Here is a 25,092-nt window from a genome sequence, read left to right on the forward strand (position 1 = left end):
CGATTCATCCGGCTCGCAGGAGGAGCGCGCCCGAGGGCACACCTCCCCCGGCGGTGACGACGGCGACCTGCGCGTCGGGGACGCAGCGGCCGGGCGCCTGTCCTCGCAACTGCAGTACGGCTTCGCGCACGAACCCGTATCCGTGGGTCCGCCCGGCCGACAGCTGACCTCCGTGCGGATTGAGCGGCAGCAGGCCGTCGACGGCGATTCCCTTCCCACCGTCGATGAAGTCGGCGGCACCGCCGAACTCGCAGAAGCCGAGACCTTCGAGCCACGACAGGGCGTTGAACGTGAACCCGTCGTACAGCAGGGCCACATCGACGTCGTCCGGTCGCAGATCCGTACGACTCCACAGGTGCGCGGCAGGACCGAGCGACTGCGGTAGATGCGTCAGCGTGCCCTGGTCCCAGGACAGATTCTCGGTGATCTGCGTACCGACGGCTTCGACGAGCACCGGCTCGTGTCGCAGGTCGTGTGCCGTCTCGACGGCGGAGACCACGACCGCGACGGCACCGTCGACAGGCACGTCGCAGTCGTAGAGACCGAAGGGAGTGGACACCACGCGCGCTGCGAGGTAATCGTCCATCGTGATCGGATCACGGTAGACGGCTTCGGGATTCGCCGACGCATTGCCGCGGGCCGTGACGGCGATCGCACCGAGCGCTTCCTTCGCGTCGCCGTACCGGTGGAAATAGTGCGACGCCTGGCACGCGATCCAGTTGGCGGCCGAGACGGCACCGAAAGGGTGGCGGAATTCGAGCATGCCCGTCGCGCGGCCACCGGCCGGCGCCCACCGCCCCTGTTTCGTCAACTCGGCGTGCGTCGACTCCCAGACCGTCCGGAAGCACAGCACGTGCCGGCACAGGCCCGACGAGACGGCGAGCATCGCGGCGATGATCGAACCGTTCTGCCCGGGCAGGTCGCCCCCGCCGTTGACCCAGTTCGGACGGATCCGCAGAGCTTGTTCGACGGGCATGATCCCGCCTTCCGAGATACCCCCCGGCGCGGCTCCCGGATAGGTGGACAGACCGTCGATATCGGCGAGGGTGAGACCCGCGTCGGCGACGGCCTGCAGGCACGCATCGACGGTGAGGGTCAGGGGGTCGACCATCAGTCGCCGTCCGACCGCGGATTGTCCTGTCCCGGTGATCGCGACCCGGTCCTCGAACTTGGTGGTGCCGGACGCGGCTCGGACATGCACCCGGGGGTCGTACGAGCCGGGCAGGGACCGGGCTCCGCCCTCGGCCTCGGGGTCCGGTTCGAACAGCGGCAGCCAGATGTCGTCGGCGGCCTTCTCGAAGACGACCCGCACGCGGTCCCCCACCGCGACATCGTCCGGCTCACACCCGATGATGTTGGTGGTCAGACGGACGTCGGGATCCTCCTGCAGGGCGACGATCGCGATGACGTAGGGCGGTGGGAGGTCCGGGAGCCAGTGCTGCGCGTTGACGGTGGTGCCGACGACGACGCCGCGCCCCGAGACCGGTTGCAGCGAGACGTCGCGGGAGCCGCACTCCGAGCACAGCACCGCCGTCGGGTGCATGTACTTTCCGCACGACGCGCACTGCGCGACCTTCAGAACGCCCTCGGCTCCGGAGGCCCAGAACCCGGCCGTGGTCAGGGTGGGCTGAGGCAACGGTCTGCGGGACTCTCCCACTCTTCACCCCCTGTGCCCGATCACCAAGTTAGACAACTTGGGGACGGATGCTAGCACCGGCTATGACCCACGTCACCCCATGCTCGAAAACGCCCGGCAAAGTGACCCGAGCACTGTCCGGGGCGTGCTGAGATATATAACCTAGTTCACAACCAACGGTGCGCGGTGCACGAAGGAGCAGAGACATGAGCGAGAACCGAAGTGCACTCGACCCCGCCCTCATCGAATGGGTGGCGGAGACGGCGGGTGGGCGGATCGTCGACATCGACCGGCGCCCGGGTGGTGGCCGGCGCGAAGCCTGGGTGGTGGACGTCGAGACCGAAGACGGCACGCTCCTCCCCTTGTTCCTGCGGTACGACCGGCTCGTTCCGGAACAGCGCGGGGACCCGTTCACGCTGCACCGCGAAGCGCAGTTCTACCGCGCGTTCGAGGATTCCCCGGTCCCCGTCCCCCGCATCGTCGGCGTCCACCCCACCGAACAGGCGATCCTCTCCGAACGGGTGCCCGGGCAGGCCTGGTTCTCCCGGATCCGGGACGAGGACGAACGGGTGTCGGTGGCATCGGACTTCATGCGCATCCTGGCAGAGATGCACCGCGTCGATCCGCACCGCCTGCAGCTGACCGACCGGAACCCGGAAAGCGGTCTGCGGCAACTCGTCGCCCACGAGATCGACACGTGGGAGACGATCTACCGCGGCGCCGGCGCGAAGGCCGACCCCCTGATCGAACTCGCACTGGCGTGGGTGAAGCAGAACATCCCCGACAGCGACGGGCCCGTCGTGATCGTCCAAGGGGACACCGGGCCGGGGAACTTCCTGTTCGAGGACGGGAAGGTCACCGCGGTACTCGACCTCGAACTCGGCCATCTCGGCGATCCGCACGACGACCTGGCCTGGGTGACGACCCGCGCGGTACAGGAACCCTTCACCGACATCCACGACCGATTCCGCGACTACGAGCGGGCGTCCGGAATCACCGTCGATCTCGACCGGGTGCGTTACTACCGGGTGCTCGCCGAGTTGCGCATCGTGATACTCGGGCACGGGGGTTCCGTGCATCCGGATCCGTTGTCCGAGGTGGGAAATGCCCTGGCCTACGGCCTTCTTCACCGCCGCCTCCTGATCGAGGCACTCGGCGACGTCCTCGATATCGAACTCACCCCGCCGGAGGACGTCGACGCGGAGTCGACCGAGCGCGAATGGCTCTACGACGCGGCCCTCGAACAGATCCGGCACATCATCGTGCCGCGCAGCGAGGATGCCTTCGTCATCCAGCGCAGCAAGGGTCTCGCCCGCATCCTGAAGTATCTCCGCGACGCCGATCGGTACGCCGACCGCGTGTCCGAACGCGACCTGCACGATCTCGAGGGCGTTCTGGGGACACGGCCCGACACCGTCGCCGACGGCACGGCCGCACTGGTGGAGCGACATCTCGCCGGAGAGATCCCCGTCGCCGGGGTCCTGAACGTCCTCTTCCGTCAGATCGCGGGCCGGACCCAGCAATTGCGTTCCGCCATGGGTGTTCTCGCCGATCGCCACTTCGACGCCCTGTAGGCGCCGTCCGTGCGGTGCACCCACGAACATCTCCTGCGCAGCCGGAGCACTCGCCGCCGTCAGCCGGTTCCCGTGGGCAGGGTGACCTCGACGGTGACACTGTCCTCCGCGCCCGTACCCACGGCCAGCACCTCGCCGTATCCCTCCGCCATGGCGTCGACGAGGACCGGAAGATCCGGCACGGCTGCAGAATCGGCGTTGATGCCGATGCAGCAGTGGGTGGTGTGGGACATCAGGGTGATGTTGATCGCCGAACCGATGGTGGGGGCGAACGGGTAGTACCTGAGCACCTCGGCACCTGCGATGTAGAGCGGAACGGGTGATCCGGGGACGTTGGAGGCGAGGAAATCCATGTGCTTCAGGATCCCGCCCAGCACGCCGGCCGGGAGGACGTTCAGGACGGCCGCGATGGCGGACGAGAGCGGCACGGCCGGCTCGTCCCGCCAGGACCGGACGATCCGGCCCACCCTGTGCATCAAGGCCACCGGCTCGGCGACGTCCAGCGGCAGGGCGAACCGCGCCAGCGTGATCCTGTTCCCTCCGATCGCGTCTCCCTCCCGGCGGAGACTGATCGGCAGCGTCGTCATCAGCTCTGAAACCTGCCTTCCGTGGCGAGCATGATATTTCCTCAGCCCCAGCAGAATTCCGGTGAGAAAGGCGTCGTTGAGCGACGCATCCGCCGCCCGCCCGGCATTCCGCAGGGCTGCGAGCGGCAGGTCGAGCGCGGCGACCTCGCGCACCGTGCTGCGACCGGTCATCACCGGGGAACGTGTCGTGAACACCGGGCGAGCGAATCGCGCGGTCGATCGGGCCGTGCCCACGACGGTGCGTATCGCGGAGACGGGATTCGCCAGGGATCGAAGACCCGACCGGAGCGCCCACGGGACGGCATTGCTCACCGCCGCACCGGCCGCCGACAGATACCAGTTCACCGAATCGGCGATATCCGATTCGGGTCCCGATGCGGGCGGGCTCTCCGGCAGGGTCCCCCGATCGGTACCCTCACGCTCGAAATCGACGATCTCCTGGGCTATCTGGATGCCACCGATACCGTCGGTCAGCGAATGGTGGATCTTGAGGAGAACGGCGGCACCACCGCCGTCGAGCCCGTCGACGACGGTGGCCTCCCACAGCGGCCGGTCCTTGTCGAAGGCCGTCATCGCGGCGGCGCGCACGAGCGGCAGCACGGCATCGAGCCCTCCGGGATGTGGAAGAGCAATTCGCCGCAGATGCCAGGACAGATCGAAATCCGGATCGTCCACCCAGCGTGGTGGGGTCTGTCCGAAGGCGGATTCGGCCATCGTGCGCCGGAACGCCGGTACCGCGCGCGTTCCCCGATCCATCATCCGGACGAAGCGATCCTGATCCGGGGAACGATCGAGCAGCGCGACCGCGACGATGGTGGACCGGAGAACGGGATCCTCCTCCATCCGCCAGGACATGAGATCCGCTTGCGACATCCGCCGATCGTCCCCGGTCATGCCTGGCTCCTTCCGGAGGTCGTCCTCGCACAGTAACCGCGAACGCCCCCGCACATCGCCCATATCGGACCGCCGATCGAGGTTCCGATCCGGCGCCGCGCCCTTTTGCTCACGCTGATGTAAAACCTGGCTCGTGACGAGCCGGGCGGCCAGGATCGGCGAGGGGTTTCGATCCGTCGGAACCGTTCCTGTCATCCGATCTGTGAGGAAGTCCATGCCGAGCCCACGTCGATCCGGACTCATGGTTGCCGTCGCATTCCTGCTGACCGCGATCACCGCGTGTAGCTCCGGATCCTCCGGCGACGGACTCGCCTCCGACAGCCCGCTGCCCACCGAGATCCCCGCCGGTACGACGCTCGTCATCGCCGATCAGGGCGAACGCCAGCAGGTCGCGCTCGCCGCGTCAGGGCAGCTCGACACTCTTCCGTTCGGCCACGAATTCGCCACCTTCCAGGGCGCGCCGGCCATCCTCGAGGCATTCCGGGCCGACGCCGTGGATGTCGCGTGGGCGGGAGAGATCATGGCGATCCAGTCACTCGTCGCCGGTGACGACGTCCGGGTGGTCGCCGCGCTGCAGACGGACAACGGCCTGAACATGGGCATCGCTCCGGGCGCCTCGGACATCACCTCCCTCGCCGGCCTGAAGGGCCGGAGAATCGGCTACGCGGAAGGCACCTCCCAGCAGGCGTTCGTACTCCGCGCCCTCGACCGGGCCGGGCTGAGCGTCGACGACGTGACCCTCGTGCCGATGGCTCTGCCCGACTTCCCCGACGCGCTGCGCTCGAACCAGATCGACGCAGCACCGATGAGCGAACCGGTCTTCTCGCGGTACATGCAGTCCCCCGGTGCGAGCGCCCTGCCCCGGGCGGAGACCGCGACGCTGAGCGACGGCGTCTCCTATCTGTACGCCGCCGGCACGGCGCTGTCGGATCCCGGCACCGCTGCCGCGATCCGCGCCTACGTGGCCGCCTACATCACCGCGGTCGACTGGGCGAACGACAACCGCGACGTCTGGATCGACGAATACTTCGTGAAGAGCCAGGGGCTCACCGCCGACGACGGACGGCGCATCCTCGACGCGAGTGGTCCCACCTCTTTCCCCCGGCTCGACGAGAATCTCGTCGCTGTGCAGCAGCACATCGTCGACGTGATCGACGAGGCCGGCGAACTTCCGCGACCAGTCGAGGCAGCCGATGCCTACGACCTGCGGTTCGACGAGGTGGTCGCCACCACCGTCGCCGAAGTCGGCGCCGCTCACACCCGCGATCGATCCCGAGGAGACAACCCGTGACGAACCGTCAGCTCAACCTCAACGCGTTCATCTACCCGACCGGTCACCACGAGGCGTCCTGGCGGCACCCCGCCAGCGTGCCCGAGCGGCTGTACGACGTCACCTACTTCCAGGAACTCGCCCGGCTGGCCGAGAGCGCGAAGTTCGACGCGGTGTTCTTCGCCGACGGGCCTGCGCTGCGCACCGAGGTGAGATACCGCCCCGACTACGGTCTCGAACCGATCACCACACTGGTCGCGATGGCCACCGCCACAACGCATCTCGGCCTCATTGCCACCGCCTCGACGACCTACTACGAGCCCTACAATCTCGCCCGGCTGTTCTCCTCGCTCGACCACATCTCCGGCGGCCGTGCGGCGTGGAACATCGTCACCACCGCCACCGACGCGGCGGCCGCCAACTTCGGACTCACCGAGCACCCCGATGTGCGCGAACGCTATGCCCGCGCCCGCGAGTTCGTCGACGCCGCCATCAAGTTGTGGGATTCGTGGGAGGACGATGCCGTCGTCATCGACAAGGAAGCCGGCGTGTACGCCGACCCCGAGAAGATCCATCGCATCGATGTCGAAGGTGAATACGTCAAGGTCCGTGGGCCGTTCGGCTCCGCACGGTCCCCGCAGGGACGCCCGGTGCTCGTCCAGGCCGGTTCATCGAACGACGGACGCGACTTCGCCTCCACCTACGCCGAGGCCATCTTCACCGCACACCAGCGGATCGAGGATGCGCAGGCGTTCTATCGCGACATCAAGACCCGCACGGCCGAGATCGGACGCAACCCCGACCACGTCAAGATCCTTCCCGGACTGAGCCCCTTCATCGGCGCGAGCCAGGCCGAAGCAGACGAACTGCACCGCGAATTCAACGGACTCACCATCGCCGAATACGGACTGGGGCAACTTCGGAAGATGGGGAACGTCGACGTCTCCGGACTCGAACTCGACGACACGGTCCCCGCCGAACTGTTCGCCGGTTCCGGAGACATCACCGACAACGATCACAGCCGTCGCCTCGTGGTCGCCAAGATCGTGGAGCGCGAGCAGCCCACCCTGCGCCGGCTTCTGCACAAGCTCGCCGGCGCTCGCGGTCACAACGTCGTCGCGGGCACACCCGTTCGCATCGCCGACATCATCGAGGAGTGGTTCACCAACGGCGCTGCAGACGGGTTCAACATCATGCCCCCGCAGTACCCGCAGGGACTCGAGGCGTTCACATCCCAGGTCGTACCGATCCTGCAGGAACGTGGCCTGTTCCGGACCGAGTACTCGGGAACCACGCTCCGTGACCACTACGGCCTCCCGCGCCCTGCCAGCCAGTACGCCCGCGCACTCGCTGCGGCCGGCATCTGACCTATCGACGAGAGGACACAGCTCATGAGCGTCTCGGCCCTCGGATCCCGGCGCTTCGGCAGCGGTCTCGCCGGTGATGCCGACACCGATCGGAAACCCCGCCCGGGTGACGCCCCCGACCTGCCGCCGAGACGAACGCGCAGTCGTCTCGCGCCCGGCCGGCCCATCGAGTTCGGCTTGGCCCTCGGTCCGCTGCTCCTGCTGATCGCGTGGACCGTCGCTTCGGCCACCGGTCTCCTCGACCCGAAGACCCTCTCGGAACCGTGGACGGTGGTGACCACCGCGTGGGATCTGATCGTGGACGGCCGGTTGGGCAGCAACCTCCTGACATCGGTAGAACGAGCGGTGATCGGTGGAGTCGCGGGTGTCGCCCTCGGCGTGCTCCTGGCCCTGATCGCAGGTCTGTCCCGTATCGGTGAGGCGCTCATCGACGGACCGGTGCAGATCAAACGGTCCATCCCCACCCTCGCACTGATGCCCCTGGCGATCCTGTGGTTCGGGATCGGTGAAGAGATGAAGATCCTGCTCATCACCCTGTCGGTCTTCGTGCCCGTCTACATCAACACCTACTCCGCACTGCGCGGGATCGACGCCCGCTACGTCGAGCTCGCCGAGACACTCGATCTGTCCCGGGCACAGTTCATCCGACGTATCGCCCTTCCGGGCGCACTGCCCGGCTTCTTCACCGGCCTGCGACTGTCCGTCACCATCGCGTGGCTCGCACTCGTGGTCGTGGAACAGGTCAACGCCTCGAGCGGCATCGGATACCTGATGTTCCAAGCCCGCAACTACGGACTGACCGACATCATCATCGTCGGGCTGGTGGTGTACGCGATCCTCGGATTCGGCAGCGACCTGCTGGTCCGCGCAGCAGAGAGGAAGGCCCTGGCATGGCGCAGGACCATCGGGAGCTGACCGTCCGGACGTCCGGCCTGAGCCGTGGCTTCGACGGGCGTGCGGTTCTGAACAACATCGATCTCGAGATCCGGGCCGGCGAGTTCGTGGCGTTGCTCGGGCGCAGCGGGTCGGGCAAGAGCACACTGCTGCGGGCCCTCGCCGAACTCGACCACGGCGTACCCGGCTCCGGCACGATCGAGGTACCGGAGAAGCGTGCTGTCGTCTTCCAGGATTCCCGCCTGCTGCCGTGGGCGCGGGTGCTCGACAACGTCGTTCTCGGTCTCGGCGGAGCCGACGCCACCGAGCGTGGCCGCACCGCTCTCGCCGAGGTCGGGCTCGCCGGACGCGAAAGGGCCTGGCCCAACGAGTTGTCCGGTGGCGAACAGCAACGTGTGTCGCTCGCCCGATCGCTCGTACGCGAACCCGAACTGCTGCTCGCCGACGAACCGTTCGGTGCCCTCGATGCCCTGACCAAGATCAGAATGCACGGACTGCTGCAGGAACTGTGCACCAGGCACCGGCCCGCAGTGCTGCTCGTCACCCACGACGTCGACGAGGCGATCGCTCTCGCCGACCGCGTGCTCGTGCTCGACCACGGTGCCTTCGCCGTCGAACTCACCATCGACATACCGCACCCGCGAACCGATCACGTCGTCGAGACGGCCGAGTACCGCCGCGTCCTGCTCGAAGCACTCGGCGTCGAGGTCTCCGTCTGAGCGAGCCACTCCGGAGGGTCGAATGCGGGAGAATCGGATCGTCGCTCCGCAGTCGCCGACAGGAGATGCATCGTGTGTGGACGTTATGCCAGCACCAGTACCCGCGGTGATCTGCTCGCGGCCTACGACGCCGTCGAGACCGCCGGAGAGGAACTGCCGCCCTCGTACAACATCGCCCCGACCCAGCGGGTGAACGTGGTCCTCGAGCGTGCTCCACGCGAGGAACCGGACGCCGAGCCGGTGCGCATCGTGTCCTCGCAGGTCAAGTGGGGACTCGTACCCTCCTGGGCGAAGGACCCGAAGATCGGGTCCCGGATGATCAATGCCCGGTCGGAGACGATCACGCAGAAGCCCGCCTTCAAGGCCGCCGCGGCACGCAGGCGCTGTGTCCTGCCCGCCGACGGCTACTACGAATGGATGAAGGGTGAGGACGGCCGGAAAATTCCGTTCTTCCTGCACGCCGAGGCACCGCTGTCGATGGCCGGGCTCTACGAACTGTGGCCGAACCCGGAACTGCCCGAGGACGACCCCGGCCGCTGGCTGTGGACGTGCACCGTGCTGACCCGTCCTGCCACCGACGCCGCCGGGCACATCCACGAACGGTCACCGGTGATCCTTCCCGAGACGTTCGTCGGTCCCTGGCTCGATCCCGGACTGAACGACCGCGACGACGTCGACGCCCTGCTGAATTCGATTCCGGAACCGCATCTCGAACCGTACGAAGTGAGCACCGCCGTCAATTCACCCCGCAACAACGGCCCCGACCTGCTGCGCCCCGTCGATTCCTGACAGACCGGTCGGCATGTCGTTTTCCCGTCGGAGAAACGACATCATCGAAATTGACTAAAGTTGCCGGGTGCGACATCCACGGCAGAAATCGATCGGCTCGACGACATCTTCGTTCTCCCTCGACGGCCGTGCGGGCACTGCCGCCGCCGTGGTCGCCTCGCTCGTCTCGGTCGGTGTGCTCGTCACGATCCTCGTCCGAAGCGAACTCATCGACCTGCTCGTCTACCGGATGGGCGCCCGGGTTCTGCTCGACGGGGAAGACATCTACGGGCAGATGCCCCCGGTGACCGACGATTTCACCCTGCCCTTCACCTATCCCCCACTGTCCGCGATGCTCTTCACGCCTCTGGCGGTGATCCCCGTCGTACTGGGCAAGATCGTCTTCACCCTCGTGTCCGTCGCGGCGCTCGTCGTCACCCTGCGGGTCGTGCTGGACCGGATCCGCCCGGACCTCGACCGCCGGACATCGTGGATCATCACGATGATCGCGCTCGCCGGGGCGCTGCTGCTCGAACCCGTACGCGAGACCGTCTCGTTCGGGCAGATCAACCTGGTCCTCATGGCGCTGGTCGCGGTCGACGTGCTGTCGAAGAACCCGAGATGGCCGCGTGGATTGCTGATCGGACTGGCCGCCGCCGTCAAGCTCACACCCATCGCCTTCCTGTTGTTGTTCCTGCTCCGGCGCGATCGGCGGACCAGCATCACCATCATCGCGTCGACGCTGGGCTTCACCGCGCTGGCCTTCCTCGTGCTGCCGGGCGCCTCCGCGAAGTACTGGTTGCAGACCTTGGCCGACACCGGCCGGATCGGCGCATCCTATTTCGCCACCAACCAGGCGTTCGAAGCCGTTATCTCCCGGTTCGGCACGCCCGAGACCGTGGGCTCGGTGCTGTGGATGATCGCCGTCGCGGTGATGCTGTCGGTCGCGGTGGTCGCCATCCGGCGCGCCCTCGAACGAGGCGACCTCGTGCTCGCCCTGCTCGCCAACGCGACGGCCGTTCTGCTGGCATCGCCGGTGTCGTGGTCGCACCACTGGGTGTGGATCGCACCGGCGCTGCTCACCGTGACCCTCGCAGCACTGAGCACACCCGCCTCGCGGAAGTTCGCCGCGATCACAGCCGGTATCGCGCTGATCTTCCTGATCGGACCGCACCACCTGTTACCCAGCGGGGACGATCTCGAACTCGCCTGGGCCCCCTGGCAGCATCTGCTCGGAGCCCTGTACGTGGCGGTCGGATCCGGATTCCTCCTGTGGGTCGCGTTCGCTCGCCGCACGAGTCCGGAAAGCCTGTCGCCGGCACCGCTGTCGAACCTGCGGACGCCGGGCTGACGGTCCCGGACCGTCAGGCGGTGACGTCGACGACCACGCGGCCGCGCACACCCCCGGCCAGGATCTCCTCGGCGAGGCGGGGGATCTCGGAGAGCGGCTCGACCCGAGAGAGCGAATCCACGGTCGCAGCAGGAAGATCGCGGGCGAGACGTTCCCACGCTGCCCGGCGCACGTCCGCGGGAGCCATCACGGAGTCGACTCCGAGCAAGGCGACTCCGCGCAGGATGTGCGGCAGCACCGTGGCATTCGGCATCGAGGGCGACTCGGTGAGTCCGCACGCGGCGACCGCGCCGCGGTACCTGATCTGCGACAGCAGGTTCACCAGTGTCGAACCGCCGACCACGTCGACAGCCGCATCCCAGCGCTCCTTGCCCAGCGGCCGGCCCTCTCCCTGGAGTTCGGCGCGGTCGACGAACGAGGACGCACCGAGTTCCCTCAGGAAGTCGTGAGTTTCGGGGCGTCCGGTCGCAGCGACGACCGTGTGTCCCGCAGCGGCGGCGAGCGCGACGGCGACCGAACCGACGCCACCCGCCGCCCCGGTGACGAGCAGTTCGGCACCCGACGCGATTCCGTACCGCTCGAGTGCGTCGAGGCACAACGCAGAGGTGTATCCGGCCGTGCCGATCGCCATCGCGTCACGGGTGGAGAACACCTCGGGGATGCGCACCAGCCATTCGGGCTTCACCCGCTGACGCCGGGTGTATCCGCCCGACTGCGTCTCGGACAGTCCCCAGCCGTTGACGACGACACGATCGCCGGCTTTCCAGTCGGGGCTGCGGCTGTCGAGGACGGTGCCGGCCAGGTCGGCTCCGGCGACCAGCGGCGTGCGCCGCGCCATCTTCTGCGGTCCCGCGACGACGAGACCGTCCTTGTAGTTCAGCGAGGAGTACTCGACCTCCACGAGGACGTCGTGGTCGGGAAGGTCGGCCTCGGTCAGGTCGCGGAACTGTGCCGTCTGGCCGTCGTCGGTGTCGTCGACGACGAGGGCGCGGAAGGAGGAGGACTCGGTCATGGATCCGATCCTGGCAGGCCATCCTGCTCGCTGCAGCGGAAAACGAGCCGGCCGGTCAGGCCGCGTGAGCCCGGAACCGCCGCAGCCTCAGACTGTTGGACACCACGAACACCGACGAGAACGCCATCGCGGCACCGGCGAGCATCGGGTTGAGCAGACCCGCCGCCGCGAGCGGTAGTGCGGCGACGTTGTACGCGAAGGCCCAGAACAGGTTGCCCTTGATCGTCGACAGTGTGCGGCGGGACAAGCGGATGGCGTCGACCGCGACCAGCAGGTCGCCGCGGACCAGAGTCAGATCGCTCGCCTCGATGGCGACATCGGTGCCGGTGCCCATCGCGAGGCCGAGATCGGCCTTGGCGAGTGCTGCGGCGTCGTTGACACCGTCGCCGACCATCGCGACCACCTTGCCGTCGCGCTGGAGTCGCTCGACCACGTCGACCTTGCCGGTGGGCAGGACGTCGGCGATCACGTCGGCCTCGTCGATGCCCACTTCGGCGGCCACCTCACGGGCGACGGCAGCGTTGTCGCCGGTGAGCAGGATCGGCCGCAGACCGAGCTCGCGGAGCTCGGCGACGGCCCTTGCAGAGGTCGGCTTGACCGCATCCGCGACCACAACGATGCCGCGGGCCTTTCCGTCCCAGCCGACCGCGACCGCCGTACCACCGGTCTGCTGTGCCTCCTCGAACGCGTGCTGCAGGCGGTCGGAGAGGCGCTGCGACCAGTCGGCCAGCAACGTCGGCCGTCCCACCAGCACGGCACGGCCGGCGTCACCGTCGACGATCATTCCCTGGACACCGAGGCCTTCGATGTTCGTGAAGTCCTCCACCTCGGGAAGCGGACCGTGTTTCGCCGTGGCGGCCTCACTGATGGCACGGGCGATCGGATGCTCGGAGGCGGACTCGAGTGCGCCGGCGTAACGCAACACGTCGGCGGCATCCTCACCGTCGTCGGCCACGACCTCGCGCAGGGTCATCCGGCCCGTGGTGATCGTGCCGGTCTTGTCGAGCACCACCGTGTCGACCGAGCGGGTGGACTCGAGCACCTCGGGACCCTTGATGAGGATGCCGAGCTGGGCGCCACGTCCGGTGCCGACCATCAACGCGGTCGGAGTGGCCAGGCCGAGGGCGCAGGGGCACGCGATGATCAGCACCGCGACCGCAGCGGTGAACGCCGCTGCGGCTCCGTTTCCGGTCCCGAGCCAGAAACCGAGTGTGCCGGCGGCGATCAGCAGCACGATCGGCACGAAGATGCCGGAGATCCGGTCCGCCAGACGCTGGACCTCGGCCTTGCCGTTCTGGGCGTCCTCGACCAGCTTCGCCATCTGTGCGAGCTGGGTGTCGGAACCCACGCGGGTCGCGCGCACCACCAGTCGTCCGCCCACGTCGACCGTTCCGCCGACGACGGTGTCTCCCACTCCGACCTCGACGGGCACCGATTCCCCGGTCAGCATCGACGCATCCACCGCGGACGTTCCGCGCTCGATCACGCCGTCGGTGGCGATCTTCTCGCCCGGCCGGACGACGAACAGATCCCCGACGGCCAACTGTTCCACCGGAACCCGGTTCTCGGTGACTCCGTCCGGTCCGAGCACCGCGACATCCTTGGCGCCGAGCTCGAGCAGGGCGTGCAGAGCAGCACCGGCACGTCGCTTGGACCGTTGCTCGAAATAGCGTCCGGCCAGGATGAACGTCGTCACGCCGGCCGCTGCTTCGAGATAGATGTTGCCGCTGCCGTCTCCGCGTTCGATGACGAATTCGAACGGGTGGGTCATCCCCGGCGTCCCGGCCGTTCCCCAGAACAGGGCGTAGATCGACCAGCCGAAGGCGGCCAGGGTTCCCAGCGAGACGAGGGTGTCCATCGTGGAGGTGCCGTGGCGCAGATTGGTCCAGGCGGCCTTGTGGAAGGGCCAGGCGCCCCACACCACGACGGGCGCCGCGAGAGTGAGGGAGAGCCACTGCCAGTTGGTGAACTGCAGGGCCGGAATCATCGCCATCGCGATCACCGGCACGGTGAGAACTGCCGAGACGATCAGCCTGCGCCGAAGTGCCGCAACGGGATCGGATTCGACGACCGCATCACCGTCGGCCTTCTCGACCGGCGGACGTGGCAGGCGGGCTCCGTATCCGGCCTGTTCGACGACGTCGACGAGATCGTCGGGTGTCATGTCCTCCGGATAGGTGACCTTCGCCTTCTCGGTGGCGTAGTTGACGGTCGCGGTGACACCGTCGAGCTTGTTGAGCTTGCGTTCGATGCGGTTCGCGCAGGATGCGCAGGTCATGCCGGTGATGGCGAGTTCGATCGATTCGGTTGCGACCGGCTGACTCTGCGTGGTCATGGATGTCTCCTCGGGGGTGGGTCTCAGCGGCCGGAATGGCTGTGCTCGGCGGGTACGCCGGGTTCGGCGTGTGCGTCTCCGGCGCCGTCGGCGGTGAGTGTGAACGCGGCGGTGCGGACGACACCGTCGTGCCGGAAGTCGAGATAGAGGTGGTACCTACCGGCGCTCGGGACGTCGGTGTGGAAGACGACCTCGGGACCGGGCCGCGTGGTGCCGTCGTCCGGCGTGCCGTCCGGATGGACGTGGAGATAGGCGAGATCGCCGGCACGTAGCGCGACCAGGTGCCCGTAAGCGCCGAGATAGGGCTGCAGATCCGTGACCGGTTCGCCGTCCTTCGTCACGGTCACGGTGAGCGTCGCGTCCTCGCCTGCCCGCAGGTCGCCGTCGAGGGTGACCTCGTAGTCGCCGACGACGGCGATGCGGTTGTCGACTGCTGGTGCAGCGGGGAGGAATTCGCCTCCGACCGCGAGGTCTGCACCGAGCGTGAGCGGCTCACCGCCCGTGGGCACGAAATCGGTGAGGATCCGCCACGTGCCGGGAGTGAGATCGACGTCGGCGGACCAGATCCCGGTGTTCTCGTCGAGCACGGGATGGATGTGCTGGTAGCCGGTGAAGTCGCGACGCACGGCGATCAGGTGCAGTTCCTTCTCGTGTTCGACGTCGTACTCGGTCACCGGTACGCCGCCGGGGCCGTTGATCACGAAGGTCAGCTCCCGATCCTCGCCCGGGGCGAGGTTCACCTCCCCGAGAGCGAGGGAATAACCGTTGCCGGACGTCATCAGACCCCCCGGGATATCTTCCGCAGCAGACACTTCCGTAGAATCTTCACTTCCGGACGCGCCGCTGTGATCACTGTCGTGTGTACTGCCGGCCGGATCGCTCACCGGGCCGACGGTCGCACCGACGAGCAGCGCGACACCGAAGACCGCGGCGACGGCCGCGGCGAATCCGGCGAGCCTGACCGGCGTGTTCATGCGAGCCGGTAGCCGGCCTCCTCGACGGCGGCCGCGACGGCGGCATCGTCGAGAGGCGCAGCGCTCGTGACGGTTACGGCACCGGTCGGCAGGTCGACCTCGACGGTCTCGACACCGGGGATCTCCTGGACCTCCTCGGTGACGGACGCGACGCAGTGGCCGCAGGTCATGCCGGTGACGGTGTAGGTGCTGGTCTGGCTCACGGGAATTCCTTCCGGGTGGATCGGGAATACTTCGAGACGATCAGGAACGGACGAGTCGCGCGATGGCGTCACTGGCTTCCTTCAATTTCAGGTCGGCCTCCTCGCCCCCCGCTCGCACCGCACCGGCCACGCAGTGGGCCATGTGCTCGTCGAGCAGACCGAGTGCGACGGCCTCGAGTGCCTTCTTCATCGCCGCGACCTGGGTGAGGATGTCGATGCAGTACTTCTCCTCCTCGACCATGCGCTGCAGACCCCGGGCCTGCCCCTCGATGCGACGGAGTCGTTTGAGGTAGTCCGCCTTGGAGTTGTTGGCGATGTAGCTGTGCTGGTGGGCGTCCGCCTGCACGACCTCGTCGGCGGTCACGTTCTCAGCGGTGTTCTTCGGCATCGGAGTCGTCCTTGTCGGTGCACGGTGCGATCGTCTGCTCGATACCATACCCCCCTAGGGTATACGCTGCAACCGATCGCACCGCTGCAGCATCAACCCAGGTCGGTGGCGGGAGCGATCACGAGACTCGCGATCCGGCCCGAGGTGTCGAGCCGGAAGTCGTAGTCCAGGTCGACCACGCCCCCGGGGAAGTCGCCTTCGATCCGGCACCGGATGGTCACCCGATCCGAGTGTGCGTCGCCGTACACCGAGACGGGGGTCGTGGTGTACGAGAACTCACCGGCGACCCGGTCGAGCCACGTCCTGATCCCGTCCCGGCCGCGATGGTCCACGCCGTCGTCGGTGACGTGCGCGTCCTCCGCGAAGAGAACGGTCGCGGCAGGGCGGTCGTCCCCCGTCGCGAGGGTCATGTAGGCGCGCACGGCGTCCGGGCATCGGGCGATCGTGGAATCGGTCATTGCCATACCTTCCGAGAGTCTCCGTCATCACTTCTGTTTTAGAAGTGACTGTGACTGCTAGAATAGCAGTGACCTGAAGGAGGATGTGTGGCCGCGAGAATTCGCCTCGAAGACCGTGAATGCCCACTGTCGACGACGCTGGGCCTCGTCGGTGAGTGGTGGACGGTGCTGATCCTCCACGACTGCTTCGACGGTTATTCGCGGTTCGACGAGTTCCAGGCCAACACCGGAATCTCGTCGAGCATGCTCACGAGCCGACTGAAAACGCTGGTCGATGCGGGAATCCTCGAACGGAGGCCGTATCAGGAACGCCCGGTCCGCTACGAATACGTCCTCACCGAACTCGGCCGCTCGCTGCGACCCGTGCTGGTGGCGCTGGCGGCCTGGCGGAACGCCCAGCTGGATCCGCAGGAGCGATCCATGATCCTGGTCGATTCGCAGACCGGTCGTGAGATCGAACCGGTGGTCGTCGATGCCTCGACGGGCGACCGCGTCGACGATCCCCGCTACGTCTACGCCGCCGGGCCGGCCGCGGGACCGGAGATGCGCGAACGATATGCGCGTGCCACCCCTGCGATCAGGGCACGTGCATCATCTTCCCCGCAAGTGTGAACAAACGGCGCGACAACCTGATGACAGGGATTCCCAGCGGAATCAGCAGAATCGTCACGCACAGCACCGCCCCCAGAAGCATCACCACCGCGGCGACGATCCCCAGAACCGTGCCGAGCACGGCCGTGAGAAGTCCGAGCACGACATCCAGCAGGCCACTCAACGCTCGCATGACGACCTCCTCTTCCCATTGTGCGCCGGTCCGCCCTGCCGGTCGATCTCCTGCCGGGATGTCCGGACGGGCGACGCGCGCGGATCGTCGCGATGACTTTCGCCGAGCTGCCGGGTCTCACTTGCCGACGATCGTCTTCGCCCAGGGAGGGGCCATGGGCCAGCTGTTGCGAGTTCAGAACTTCTGCGTCTCGAGCGACGGAGTCGCGGCCGGAGAGAACCAGAGCTTCGAGAGTCCGTTCGGCTTCGACCACAGCGCCCTGTTCGCGTGGGCCGGGGCGACAGCCGGCTGGCCCAACCGCACCGAGCCGGGCGGAAGCCGGGGACTCGACGATTACTTCACGCGCGACTTCGCCCACAACATCGGCGCCGAGATCATGGGGCGCAACAAGTTCGGTCCGCAGCGCGGGCCCTGGGAGAACTACGACTGGCTCGGCTGGTGGGGCGACGAACCGCCCTTCCACACCCCGGTCTTCGTCCTGACCCATCATGTGCGGCCGTCGTTCACCCTTTCGGACACGACCTTCCATTTCGTCGACGACGAGCCGGCCGCCGTCCTGGAACAGGCCCGTGAGGCTGCGGCCGGCCAGGACGTCCGGTTGGGCGGCGGTGTCACCACCATCCGCCGATTCCTCGACGCCGACCTCGTCGACACCATGCATGTCGCCGTCTCGCCCGTGGAGATCGGCTCCGGGTTGCGGCTCTGGGATTCGCCGGACGAACTGCGCGATCGCTTCCACCTCGAGGTCGTGCCGAGTCCCAGCGGCGTGACACATCACCTGTTCTGGCGGAAGTGACCGGGGGTGCTTCCCACCGGAAGGTGAGAGCGAGCATTCTCGTCACGATCCCTGCATACGAAAACGAGGTCAAGATCTCTTTCGAGTTCGTGACCTCGTTCGTCGCAGTTCGTAGAACTGCACACTGTGGGCGAAGGGGGACTTGAACCCCCACGTCCCGAAGGACACTGGCACCTGAAGCCAGCGCGTCTGCCATTCCGCCACTCGCCCGAGCAACGCCGAAAACAGTAACACACGCGGAAGCCAAACATCTATTCGCCTGGTCAGACCACCGAACGAGGGACTCGCGCAGGCCGGGGACACATCCGGCCACGACGCACCGAGCGCCCCGAGGTCGAAACTCGGGAAAAGTGGATACCATGCAGTGACGAGATCTGCATTGCGACACGCTGAGTACGGAAAGGGGGTCGCCATGGGCATCGCCCAGCGTTTCGAGCGCAAACTCCAGGCCGCGATCGGCGACGCTTTCGCGCGCGTGTTCGGCGGCGGCGTCGTGCCCCAGGAAGTGGAGGCCGCGCTGCAGCAGGAGGCAGCGGACGGTGTCCAACAGCTCGATCGGGGCCATATGCTCGCCCCCAACAGATACGTCATCACCATCAGCGAATCCGATCACGACGCGCTCGCGGCGGATCGGGACTTGACTGTGAAGGCCTTCTCCCGTCACCTTGAGGACTTCATCCGAGAACAGGGATGGCAGACGTACGGTGAGATCCAAGTCGTCTTCGAGTCGTCGTCGGCACTGCACACCGGGCAGTTCCGGACTCGCGGCTCGGTAGATCCCGATGCGGGGCGCTCAGCGACGCGTGCTCCGTCACCGCGGAACCCACAGAACCGCCCACCCGTGAACTCTGAACCAGGAGCTGGCCCCATGACGCAGAACCCCGGCTACGACCCCAGCCGTGACCCCGCCGAGGCGGAACCGCAGTACGCACGCAACGGTCACGCGCACGTCGGCCAGGAGCAGCGCTACAACCAGGGCTACGGCAACGCCGCCGGTTACGACCAGGCGCAGGGCGGTTACGACCAGCAGGCCTACGGCGGTCAGGCCTACAGCGACCAGGACTATCAGGATCAGGGTTACCAGCAGCAGGGCGGTTACGACCAGCAGGCCTACGGCGGTCAGGCCTACAGCGACCAGGACGAACAGGATCAGGGTTACCAGCAGCAGGGCGGTTACGACCAGCAGAGCTACGGCGGCCAGAACGCGCAGCCGCAGGCGTACAGCCAGGACTACGGCCGTGGCGACTACCCCCAGCAGGGCGGTTACGACCAGCAGGCCTACGACCAGCAGGCCTACGGCCAGCAGGCGTACGACCGGCAGGGCGGATACGACCAGGGCTACCAGGATCAGGGTTACCAGCAGCAGGGCGGTTACGACCAGCAGGCCTACGAGCAGCAGGCCTACGGCCAGCAGGCGTACGACCGGCAGGGCGGATACGACCAGGGCTACCAGGATCAGGGTTACCAGCAGCAGGGCGGTTACGACCAGCAGGCCTACGGCCAGCAGGGTTACTCGCAGGGCTACGGCCAGCAGCCGTACTCCGACCAGCAGGGTTACTCCGACCAGCAGAGCTACGGCGACCAGCCGGGCGGATACGACCAGCAGAGCTACGGCGCCGCCCCGGCCTACGACCAGGGTTACCAGGGCGGTGGCTACCAGTCACCGGCCGCCGGTCGTGTGCTGACCGCCACTCTCCAGCTCGAGGACGGCAGCGGCCGGTACTACCAGCTCCGCGAAGGCAGCAACATCATCGGCCGCGGCCAGGACGCACAGTTCCGTCTCCCGGACACGGGCGTCTCCCGCCGCCACATCGACATCCGCTGGGACGGCCAGGTCGCGATGCTCTCCGATCTCGGCTCCACCAACGGCACCACCGTGAACGGTGCGTCCGTGCAGGACTGGCAGCTCGCCGATGGTGATGTGATTCGCGCCGGACATTCCGAAATTCTGGTGCGCATCCTCTGAGCAGCCGGTATCGAAGGACCTACCGGACCCGTTCATACCGTCCGACGCGTGTATCGACGCGTCGGACGCTGCATGGAATCGTCCGGTGTCCGTATTGTGAGTGACCGCACGACCCGGACGACGACGGCCGGTCGACTACCCCGAAGGAGGATGCACCGTGCAGGGGCTGATTCTGCAGCTGACCCGAGCGGGATTCCTCCTCCTGCTGTGGTTGTTCGTGTGGGCGGTGTTGCGCACGCTCCGGTCCGACATCTACGCCGGCGCCGCGCGTCCGCTCCCTCGTTACTCCCGCAAGCAGTCGGTACTGCCGACGCTCAGCCGTAACAAGACCGCCAAGTATCTGGTGGTCACCCAAGGTGCCCTGGCCGGAACCAGGATCACGCTCGGCACCCAGCCGGTGCTCATCGGCCGCGCCGACGACTCCACACTCGTCCTGACCGACGACTACGCGTCGACACGTCACGCGCGGTTGTCGCCACGAGGGTCCGACTGGTACGTCGAGGACCTGGGATCGACGAACGGTACGTATCTCGACCGTGCCAAGGTCACCACCGCCGTCCGTGTCCCGCTCGGAACACCCGTCCGCGTGGGCAAGACCGTGATCGAGCTCCGCCCGTGACCCTCGTACTCCGTTACGCCGCCCGCAGCGACCGCGGCCTCGTTCGCTCGAACAACGAGGATTCCGTCTACGCCGGTGCACGCCTGCTCGCTCTCGCCGACGGCATGGGCGGTCATGCGGCCGGCGAGGTCGCCTCGCAGCTGATGATCGCTGCGCTCGCCCACCTGGACGACGACGAGCCGGGTGGCGACCTCCTCGGCAAGCTCGCCGAAGCCGTCCGCGAGGGCAATGCCTCGATTGCCGATCAGGTGGAGGAGGAACCCGAACTCGACGGCATGGGCACCACGCTCACGGCCATCCTGTTCGCGGGCAGCAAGCTCGGACTCGCACACATCGGCGACTCCCGTGCGTATCTGCTGCGCGACGGTCAGCTGACCCAGATCACCCGCGACGACACATTCGTGCAGTCGCTGGTCGACGAGGGGCGCATCACGCCGGAGCAGGCGCACACGCATCCGCAACGGTCGCTGATCATGCGTGCGCTGACAGGCAGCGAGGTGGAACCCACGCTCACCGTGCGCGAAGCGCGGGCCGGTGACCGCTATCTGGTGTGTTCGGACGGACTGTCGGACGTCGTCAGCGACGAGACGATCGCCGACACCATGCGGCAGGGTACGCAGGACGAGTGCGCCGATCGGCTCATCGAACTGGCCTTGCGCAGCGGTGGTCCCGACAACGTCACCGTGGTCGTCGCCGACGTGATCGATCTCGATTACGGGCAGTCGAATCCCATCGTCGCCGGTGCGGCATCGGCGGACGACGACGAAGACACTCCCCCGCCGAACACCGCGGCCGGCCGGGCCGCTGCGATGCGGCCGCCTCGTGCCGCACCGAAGCGGGTCATCAACAAGGCCCCGGAAGCGGAGCCGGAGAAGAAGCGGAGCCGCCTGTGGTGGCCGGTCGCCGCTCTCCTGGTGATCGTGGTGCTGGTCGGAGGCCTGTTCGTGGGCCGGCAGTTGCTCCGGAACAACTACTACGTGGGTGCCGACGACGGTCGTGTGACCGTGCTGCGCGGCATCCCCGGCGACATCTTCGGCTACTCGCTGCAGGAGCCCGCGCGCGTCGGCTGTATCACCGACGAGGGCGATCTGACTCTCGTCGAGCCGAACAGCGCCTCGTGCCGGGTGATGCTCGTCGACGATCTGTGGCCCGCCGCCCGTGAACAGGTGCGCGCCGGTCTGCCCTCGGGTTCGCTCGACGACACCCGCGAGCAGATGCAACGACTCGCGGAACTGGACCTGCTGCCCGTGTGCACCCCCGAGGAGCCGGAACCCGAGCCGGTACCGGGGCAGGCCCCCGCTCCGGGCGAGCCGGCACCGGTACCCGGAACGAACGGCGCCCCGGCCACGGAGACCCCTGCAGGGCAGTCTCCGGCCCCGGGCGAGCCGGCACCCACAGCACAGCCCGGCGAACCGGCACCCACAGCCCAGCCCGGGGAGCCGGTACCCACGCCTCAGCCCGGCGAACCGGCGCCCTCACCTCAGCCCGGCGAGCCCGCGCCGACCACGGAACCGGCTCCCGAGCCCGTGCCTCAGGTCCCCGGCCAGAACTGCAGGGTGGGCGCCTGATGTCGGTGTCCCATGGTGTGGGAGCCTTCCCGAGCCCTCCGGGAGGTTTCGCCCCGGCCCCGGTCCAGTCGACCCGCCGCAACACCGAGTTGGCCCTGATCCTCGCGGCCATCGGTGTCACGACGGTGTCGCTGATGCTCGTCGAGGTCTCGATGGAGCAGGCACTCACGTTCGACCTGCTCAAGTACGGGCTGACCTTCGCCGCGCTGTTCCTCGCTGCGCACCTCGCCGTGCGGCGTTACGCGAAGTACGCCGATCCTCTGCTGCTGCCGATCGTGGCGTTGCTCAACGGTCTCGGACTCGTGCTGATCCACCGGCTCGACCTGTCCGATCAGGAGAACGCCCGCTATATGGGCCTGCCACCGCCGTCTCCCGACGCGACGCAACAGGTGCTGTGGACAGCGTTCGGTATCGCCCTGTTCATCGCCGTTCTCGTGTTCCTGCACGACTACCGTCTGCTCGCACGATTCAGCTACACCCTCGGTCTCGTGGGGCTGGTGGCACTGGCGATCCCGGCACTGTTGCCGAGCCGCTTCTCCGAGGTCAACGGCGCGAAGATCTGGATCAGGCTGCCCGGTTTCAGCATCCAGCCGGGCGAGTTCGCAAAGATCCTGCTGATCATCTTCTTCGCGTCCGTACTCGTCGCCAAACGCGATCTGTTCACTACGGCCGGCAAGCACTTCCTGGGCATGGATTTCCCCCGCGCCCGCGATCTCGGCCCCATTCTGGCGGCCTGGGTCATCTCGATCGGTGTCATGGTCTTCGAGAAGGATCTCGGCACATCGCTGCTGTTGTTCACCACCGTGCTGGTGATGCTGTACATCGCGACCGAGCGTGTCGGCTGGTTGATCATCGGATTCTCGTTGCTCGCCGTCGGCTTCTACGCGGCGTACCAGATGTTCGGCCACGTGCGGGTGCGCGTCGAGACGTGGCTCGACCCTCTCGCCGACTACAACAACACCGGTTACCAGATCTCCCAGTCCCTGTTCGGTCTGGCGACCGGCGGTGTCGCCGGGACCGGTCTGGGTAGTGGACGGCCCGGTCAGGTGCCGTTCGCGAAGACCGACTTCATCGTCGCTGCGATCGGTGAAGAACTCGGTCTGATCGGTCTCGCCGCCATCCTGCTGCTGTTCCTGATCCTCGTCGTACGAGGCATGCGCACCGCCCTGGCGGTACGCGACAGCTTCGGCAAGCTGCTCGCCGCAGGCCTGTCGTTCACGCTCGCGGTGCAGCTGTTCGTGGTGGTCGGCGGCGTCACGAAGTTGATCCCCCTGACGGGCCTGACCACACCGTTCGTCTCCTACGGAGGCTCGTCGCTGCTCGCAAACTATCTGCTCCTGGCTCTGCTGATGAAGATCTCGCACGCTGCGCGTCAACCCGCGACACCCCGTAAGAAGGCACCCACGCCCATCGCCGAGGCCCGAACCGAGATGATGGGGCGCGAATGAACGGTCCGCTCCGCAAGGTCGCGATGGCCGTCATGTTCATGGTCGTCGCGTTGCTCGCAAATGCCACCTACGTCCAGGTCATCAAGGCCGACGATCTCCGTACCGATCCGCGCAACTCGCGTGTGCTGATCGACGAGTACTCCCGTCAGCGGGGGCAGATCGTCGCTTCCGGGCAGGCACTGGCGGTGTCGGTGCCCACCGACAGCCGCTACAAGTACCTGCGCGAGTACCCGGCTCCGCCGAGCCTGCCGATGAGCCCGCTGGCCTACGCGCCCGTGACGGGCTTCTACTCGATGCAGTACGGCAGCACCGGGCTCGAACGTGCCGAAGACTCGCTCCTCAACGGTTCGGACAATCTGCTGTTCGGTCGTCGCCTCTTCGATCTGGTGTCGGGACGCAATCCGCGCGGCGGCAACGTCGTCACGACGATCGATCCGGTCATGCAGCAGGTGGCCTACGACGAACTGACCGCGAAGGGGTACACGGGGTCGGTCGTCGCGATCGAACCGAGTACCGGCAGGATCCTCGCGATGGTGAGCACGCCGAGCTACGACCCGAACCTGCTGTCGGGGCACGACGGGGCCGCGACCTCCCAGGCATGGGACGAGTTGAACGCAGACCCCGACAAGCCCATGCTCAACCGTGCGATCTCCCAGACCTATCCCCCGGGCTCGACCTTCAAGGTCGTCGTGACCGCGGCCGCGCTCGAGAGAGGCGTCACCCCCGACACGCAGTTCACCGCGGCGCCGCAGATCACGTTGCCGGACACCGCCACGACGCTCGAGAACTACGGCGGTGCGGCGTGCGGTTCGGCACCGACGGTCTCCCTGCGGGAGGCCTTCGCGCGGTCGTGCAACACCGCCTTCGTCGAAATGGGTATCGACGACGGCCGGGAGGCCCTGATCACCCAGGCGGAGAAACTCGGGATCGGAGAGAATCTGGACATCCCGCTGCCCGTCGCGGCCAGCACCGTCGGCCCGATTCCGGACGGTGCGGCCCTGGGCCAGTCGAGCATCGGGCAGCGCGACGTGGCGCTCACTCCGCTGCAGAACGCGTCGATCGCTGCGACGATCGCCAACGGTGGGGTCCGCATGAAGCCGTATCTCGTCGACCGCCGTCAGGGTCCCGATCTGTCGGTGCTCGAGGAGACCACCCCCGAGTCCCTCGGCCAGGCCATTTCCCCGACCGTCTCGTCGACGCTCACCGACCTGATGATCGGGGCGGAGAACAACGCCGGCGGGCAGGGCGCGATTCCCGGCGTGCAGATCGCGTCGAAGACCGGCACCGCGGAACACGGAAGCGACCCGCGGAACACGCCACCGCACACCTGGTACATCGCTTTCGCACCTGCACAGCAGCCCACGATCGCCGTCGCGGTGATCGTGGAGGACGGCGGCGACCGTGCACTCGCCGCGACCGGCGGCTCGGTGGCCGCTCCGATCGGACGGGCCGTCATCTCGGCCGGATTACAGGGAGGCTGA

Annotated in this window: 23 protein-coding genes and 1 tRNA gene; 14 read left to right on the forward strand and 10 right to left on the reverse strand. The window is 67.3% G+C overall.

From position 1 onward, the window contains the following. Positions 1 to 4 precede the first annotated feature (4 nt). Positions 5 to 1,657 (reverse strand): thiolase C-terminal domain-containing protein, encoded by a 1,653-nt coding sequence (locus tag MOM01_RS00870; protein WP_241383501.1) that lies wholly within the window; start codon positions 1,655 to 1,657, stop codon positions 5 to 7. Between the two features lie 185 nt (positions 1,658 to 1,842). Between MOM01_RS00870 and MOM01_RS00875 the strand changes: the two genes are divergently transcribed. Further along, a complete protein-coding gene (locus MOM01_RS00875; protein WP_241383502.1) occupies positions 1,843 to 3,210 on the forward strand; it encodes a phosphotransferase family protein in 1,368 nt (455 codons plus the stop codon). Positions 3,211 to 3,269: 59 nt separating this feature from the next. Here MOM01_RS00875 and MOM01_RS00880 read toward each other — a convergent pair whose 3' ends face one another. Continuing rightward, complete coding sequence (locus MOM01_RS00880; RefSeq protein WP_241383503.1) at positions 3,270 to 4,691, reverse strand: wax ester/triacylglycerol synthase domain-containing protein; 1,422 nt, start codon at positions 4,689 to 4,691, stop codon at positions 3,270 to 3,272. A 214-nt stretch (positions 4,692 to 4,905) separates the two neighbouring features. Between MOM01_RS00880 and MOM01_RS00885 the strand changes: the two genes are divergently transcribed. The 6 genes from MOM01_RS00885 to MOM01_RS00910 all read left to right on the forward strand — a co-directional run bounded on the left by MOM01_RS00885 (position 4,906) and on the right by MOM01_RS00910 (position 11,060). After that, the gene (locus MOM01_RS00885) at positions 4,906 to 5,982 is read left to right on the forward strand and encodes an ABC transporter substrate-binding protein (protein ID WP_241383504.1); all 1,077 of its coding nucleotides are present in this window, start codon (positions 4,906 to 4,908) and stop codon (positions 5,980 to 5,982) included. Further along, positions 5,979 to 7,328 carry an LLM class flavin-dependent oxidoreductase gene (locus MOM01_RS00890; protein ID WP_241383505.1) on the forward strand — a complete coding sequence of 450 codons (1,350 nt, stop codon included), beginning with the start codon at positions 5,979 to 5,981 and terminating at the stop codon, positions 7,326 to 7,328. Before MOM01_RS00885 ends, MOM01_RS00890 begins: the two co-directional genes overlap by 4 nt. 24 nt (positions 7,329 to 7,352) lie before the next feature. Further along, entirely contained in the window at positions 7,353 to 8,243 is an 891-nt protein-coding gene (locus tag MOM01_RS00895) for an ABC transporter permease (protein ID WP_241383506.1), read from the forward strand. Further along, on the forward strand, positions 8,219 to 8,941 hold the full coding sequence (locus MOM01_RS00900) for an ABC transporter ATP-binding protein (protein WP_241383507.1): 723 nt from the start codon (positions 8,219 to 8,221) through the stop codon (positions 8,939 to 8,941). Before MOM01_RS00895 ends, MOM01_RS00900 begins: the two co-directional genes overlap by 25 nt. Before the next feature lie 72 nt (positions 8,942 to 9,013). Beyond that, positions 9,014 to 9,730, forward strand: coding sequence for an SOS response-associated peptidase (locus MOM01_RS00905; RefSeq protein ID WP_241383508.1), 717 nt, complete (start codon positions 9,014 to 9,016; stop codon positions 9,728 to 9,730). A 67-nt stretch (positions 9,731 to 9,797) separates the two neighbouring features. Beyond that, the gene (locus tag MOM01_RS00910) at positions 9,798 to 11,060 is read left to right on the forward strand and encodes a glycosyltransferase 87 family protein (protein ID WP_241383509.1); all 1,263 of its coding nucleotides are present in this window, start codon (positions 9,798 to 9,800) and stop codon (positions 11,058 to 11,060) included. A gap of 13 nt (positions 11,061 to 11,073) precedes the next feature. Here the strand turns inward: MOM01_RS00910 and MOM01_RS00915 are convergent, their stop codons facing one another. The 6 genes from MOM01_RS00915 to MOM01_RS00940 form a co-directional block, all read right to left on the reverse strand. Further along, complete coding sequence (locus MOM01_RS00915) at positions 11,074 to 12,072, reverse strand: MDR family oxidoreductase (protein WP_241383510.1); 999 nt, start codon at positions 12,070 to 12,072, stop codon at positions 11,074 to 11,076. Between the two features lie 55 nt (positions 12,073 to 12,127). Further along, on the reverse strand, positions 12,128 to 14,407 hold the full coding sequence (locus tag MOM01_RS00920; protein ID WP_241383511.1) for a heavy metal translocating P-type ATPase: 2,280 nt from the start codon (positions 14,405 to 14,407) through the stop codon (positions 12,128 to 12,130). Positions 14,408 to 14,430: 23 nt separating this feature from the next. Beyond that, on the reverse strand, positions 14,431 to 15,381 hold the full coding sequence (locus MOM01_RS00925; RefSeq protein ID WP_241383512.1) for a hypothetical protein: 951 nt from the start codon (positions 15,379 to 15,381) through the stop codon (positions 14,431 to 14,433). Beyond that, positions 15,378 to 15,584 carry a heavy-metal-associated domain-containing protein gene (locus MOM01_RS00930; protein ID WP_241383513.1) on the reverse strand — a complete coding sequence of 69 codons (207 nt, stop codon included), beginning with the start codon at positions 15,582 to 15,584 and terminating at the stop codon, positions 15,378 to 15,380. The genes MOM01_RS00925 and MOM01_RS00930 overlap by 4 nt, the downstream gene beginning before the upstream one ends. A 40-nt stretch (positions 15,585 to 15,624) precedes the next feature. Beyond that, the gene (locus MOM01_RS00935) at positions 15,625 to 15,972 is read right to left on the reverse strand and encodes a metal-sensitive transcriptional regulator (protein WP_241383514.1); all 348 of its coding nucleotides are present in this window, start codon (positions 15,970 to 15,972) and stop codon (positions 15,625 to 15,627) included. Positions 15,973 to 16,064: 92 nt separating this feature from the next. Next, positions 16,065 to 16,430 carry a nuclear transport factor 2 family protein gene (locus MOM01_RS00940; RefSeq protein ID WP_241383515.1) on the reverse strand — a complete coding sequence of 122 codons (366 nt, stop codon included), beginning with the start codon at positions 16,428 to 16,430 and terminating at the stop codon, positions 16,065 to 16,067. 87 nt (positions 16,431 to 16,517) lie between these two features. Here MOM01_RS00940 and MOM01_RS00945 point away from each other — a divergent pair, with 87 nt between their 5' ends. Further along, positions 16,518 to 17,042 (forward strand): winged helix-turn-helix transcriptional regulator, encoded by a 525-nt coding sequence (locus MOM01_RS00945; protein ID WP_241383516.1) that lies wholly within the window; start codon positions 16,518 to 16,520, stop codon positions 17,040 to 17,042. Here MOM01_RS00945 and MOM01_RS00950 read toward each other — a convergent pair. Next, complete coding sequence (locus MOM01_RS00950) at positions 17,008 to 17,214, reverse strand: hypothetical protein (RefSeq protein ID WP_241383517.1); 207 nt, start codon at positions 17,212 to 17,214, stop codon at positions 17,008 to 17,010. The genes MOM01_RS00945 and MOM01_RS00950 overlap by 35 nt on opposite strands. A 154-nt stretch (positions 17,215 to 17,368) precedes the next feature. On the opposite strand from MOM01_RS00950, the gene MOM01_RS00955 reads away from it, so the two are divergent. Then, complete coding sequence (locus tag MOM01_RS00955; RefSeq protein ID WP_241383518.1) at positions 17,369 to 18,010, forward strand: dihydrofolate reductase family protein; 642 nt, start codon at positions 17,369 to 17,371, stop codon at positions 18,008 to 18,010. Positions 18,011 to 18,137: 127 nt separating this feature from the next. On the opposite strand, the gene MOM01_RS00960 is transcribed toward MOM01_RS00955, so the two are convergent. Beyond that, a tRNA-Leu gene (locus MOM01_RS00960) sits at positions 18,138 to 18,220 on the reverse strand. A 202-nt stretch (positions 18,221 to 18,422) separates the two neighbouring features. Between MOM01_RS00960 and MOM01_RS00965 the strand changes: the two genes are divergently transcribed. The 5 genes from MOM01_RS00965 to MOM01_RS00985 all read left to right on the forward strand — a co-directional run bounded on the left by MOM01_RS00965 (position 18,423) and on the right by MOM01_RS00985 (position 25,092). Beyond that, positions 18,423 to 19,976, forward strand: a complete 1,554-nt coding sequence (locus MOM01_RS00965; protein ID WP_241383519.1) for a DUF3662 and FHA domain-containing protein — start codon at positions 18,423 to 18,425, stop codon at positions 19,974 to 19,976. 157 nt (positions 19,977 to 20,133) lie between these two features. Next, complete coding sequence (locus tag MOM01_RS00970) at positions 20,134 to 20,595, forward strand: FHA domain-containing protein FhaB/FipA (protein ID WP_241383520.1); 462 nt, start codon at positions 20,134 to 20,136, stop codon at positions 20,593 to 20,595. After that, positions 20,592 to 22,163 carry a PP2C family protein-serine/threonine phosphatase gene (locus MOM01_RS00975; RefSeq protein ID WP_241383521.1) on the forward strand — a complete coding sequence of 524 codons (1,572 nt, stop codon included), beginning with the start codon at positions 20,592 to 20,594 and terminating at the stop codon, positions 22,161 to 22,163. The genes MOM01_RS00970 and MOM01_RS00975 overlap by 4 nt, the downstream gene beginning before the upstream one ends. Next, positions 22,163 to 23,611 (forward strand): FtsW/RodA/SpoVE family cell cycle protein, encoded by a 1,449-nt coding sequence (locus MOM01_RS00980; RefSeq protein ID WP_241383522.1) that lies wholly within the window; start codon positions 22,163 to 22,165, stop codon positions 23,609 to 23,611. The genes MOM01_RS00975 and MOM01_RS00980 overlap by 1 nt, the downstream gene beginning before the upstream one ends. After that, complete coding sequence (locus MOM01_RS00985; protein ID WP_241383523.1) at positions 23,608 to 25,092, forward strand: peptidoglycan D,D-transpeptidase FtsI family protein; 1,485 nt, start codon at positions 23,608 to 23,610, stop codon at positions 25,090 to 25,092. Before MOM01_RS00980 ends, MOM01_RS00985 begins: the two co-directional genes overlap by 4 nt.

The sequence above is a fragment of the Rhodococcus sp. CH91 genome, from assembly GCF_022554085.1.
Classification (GTDB): domain Bacteria; phylum Actinomycetota; class Actinomycetes; order Mycobacteriales; family Mycobacteriaceae; genus Rhodococcus.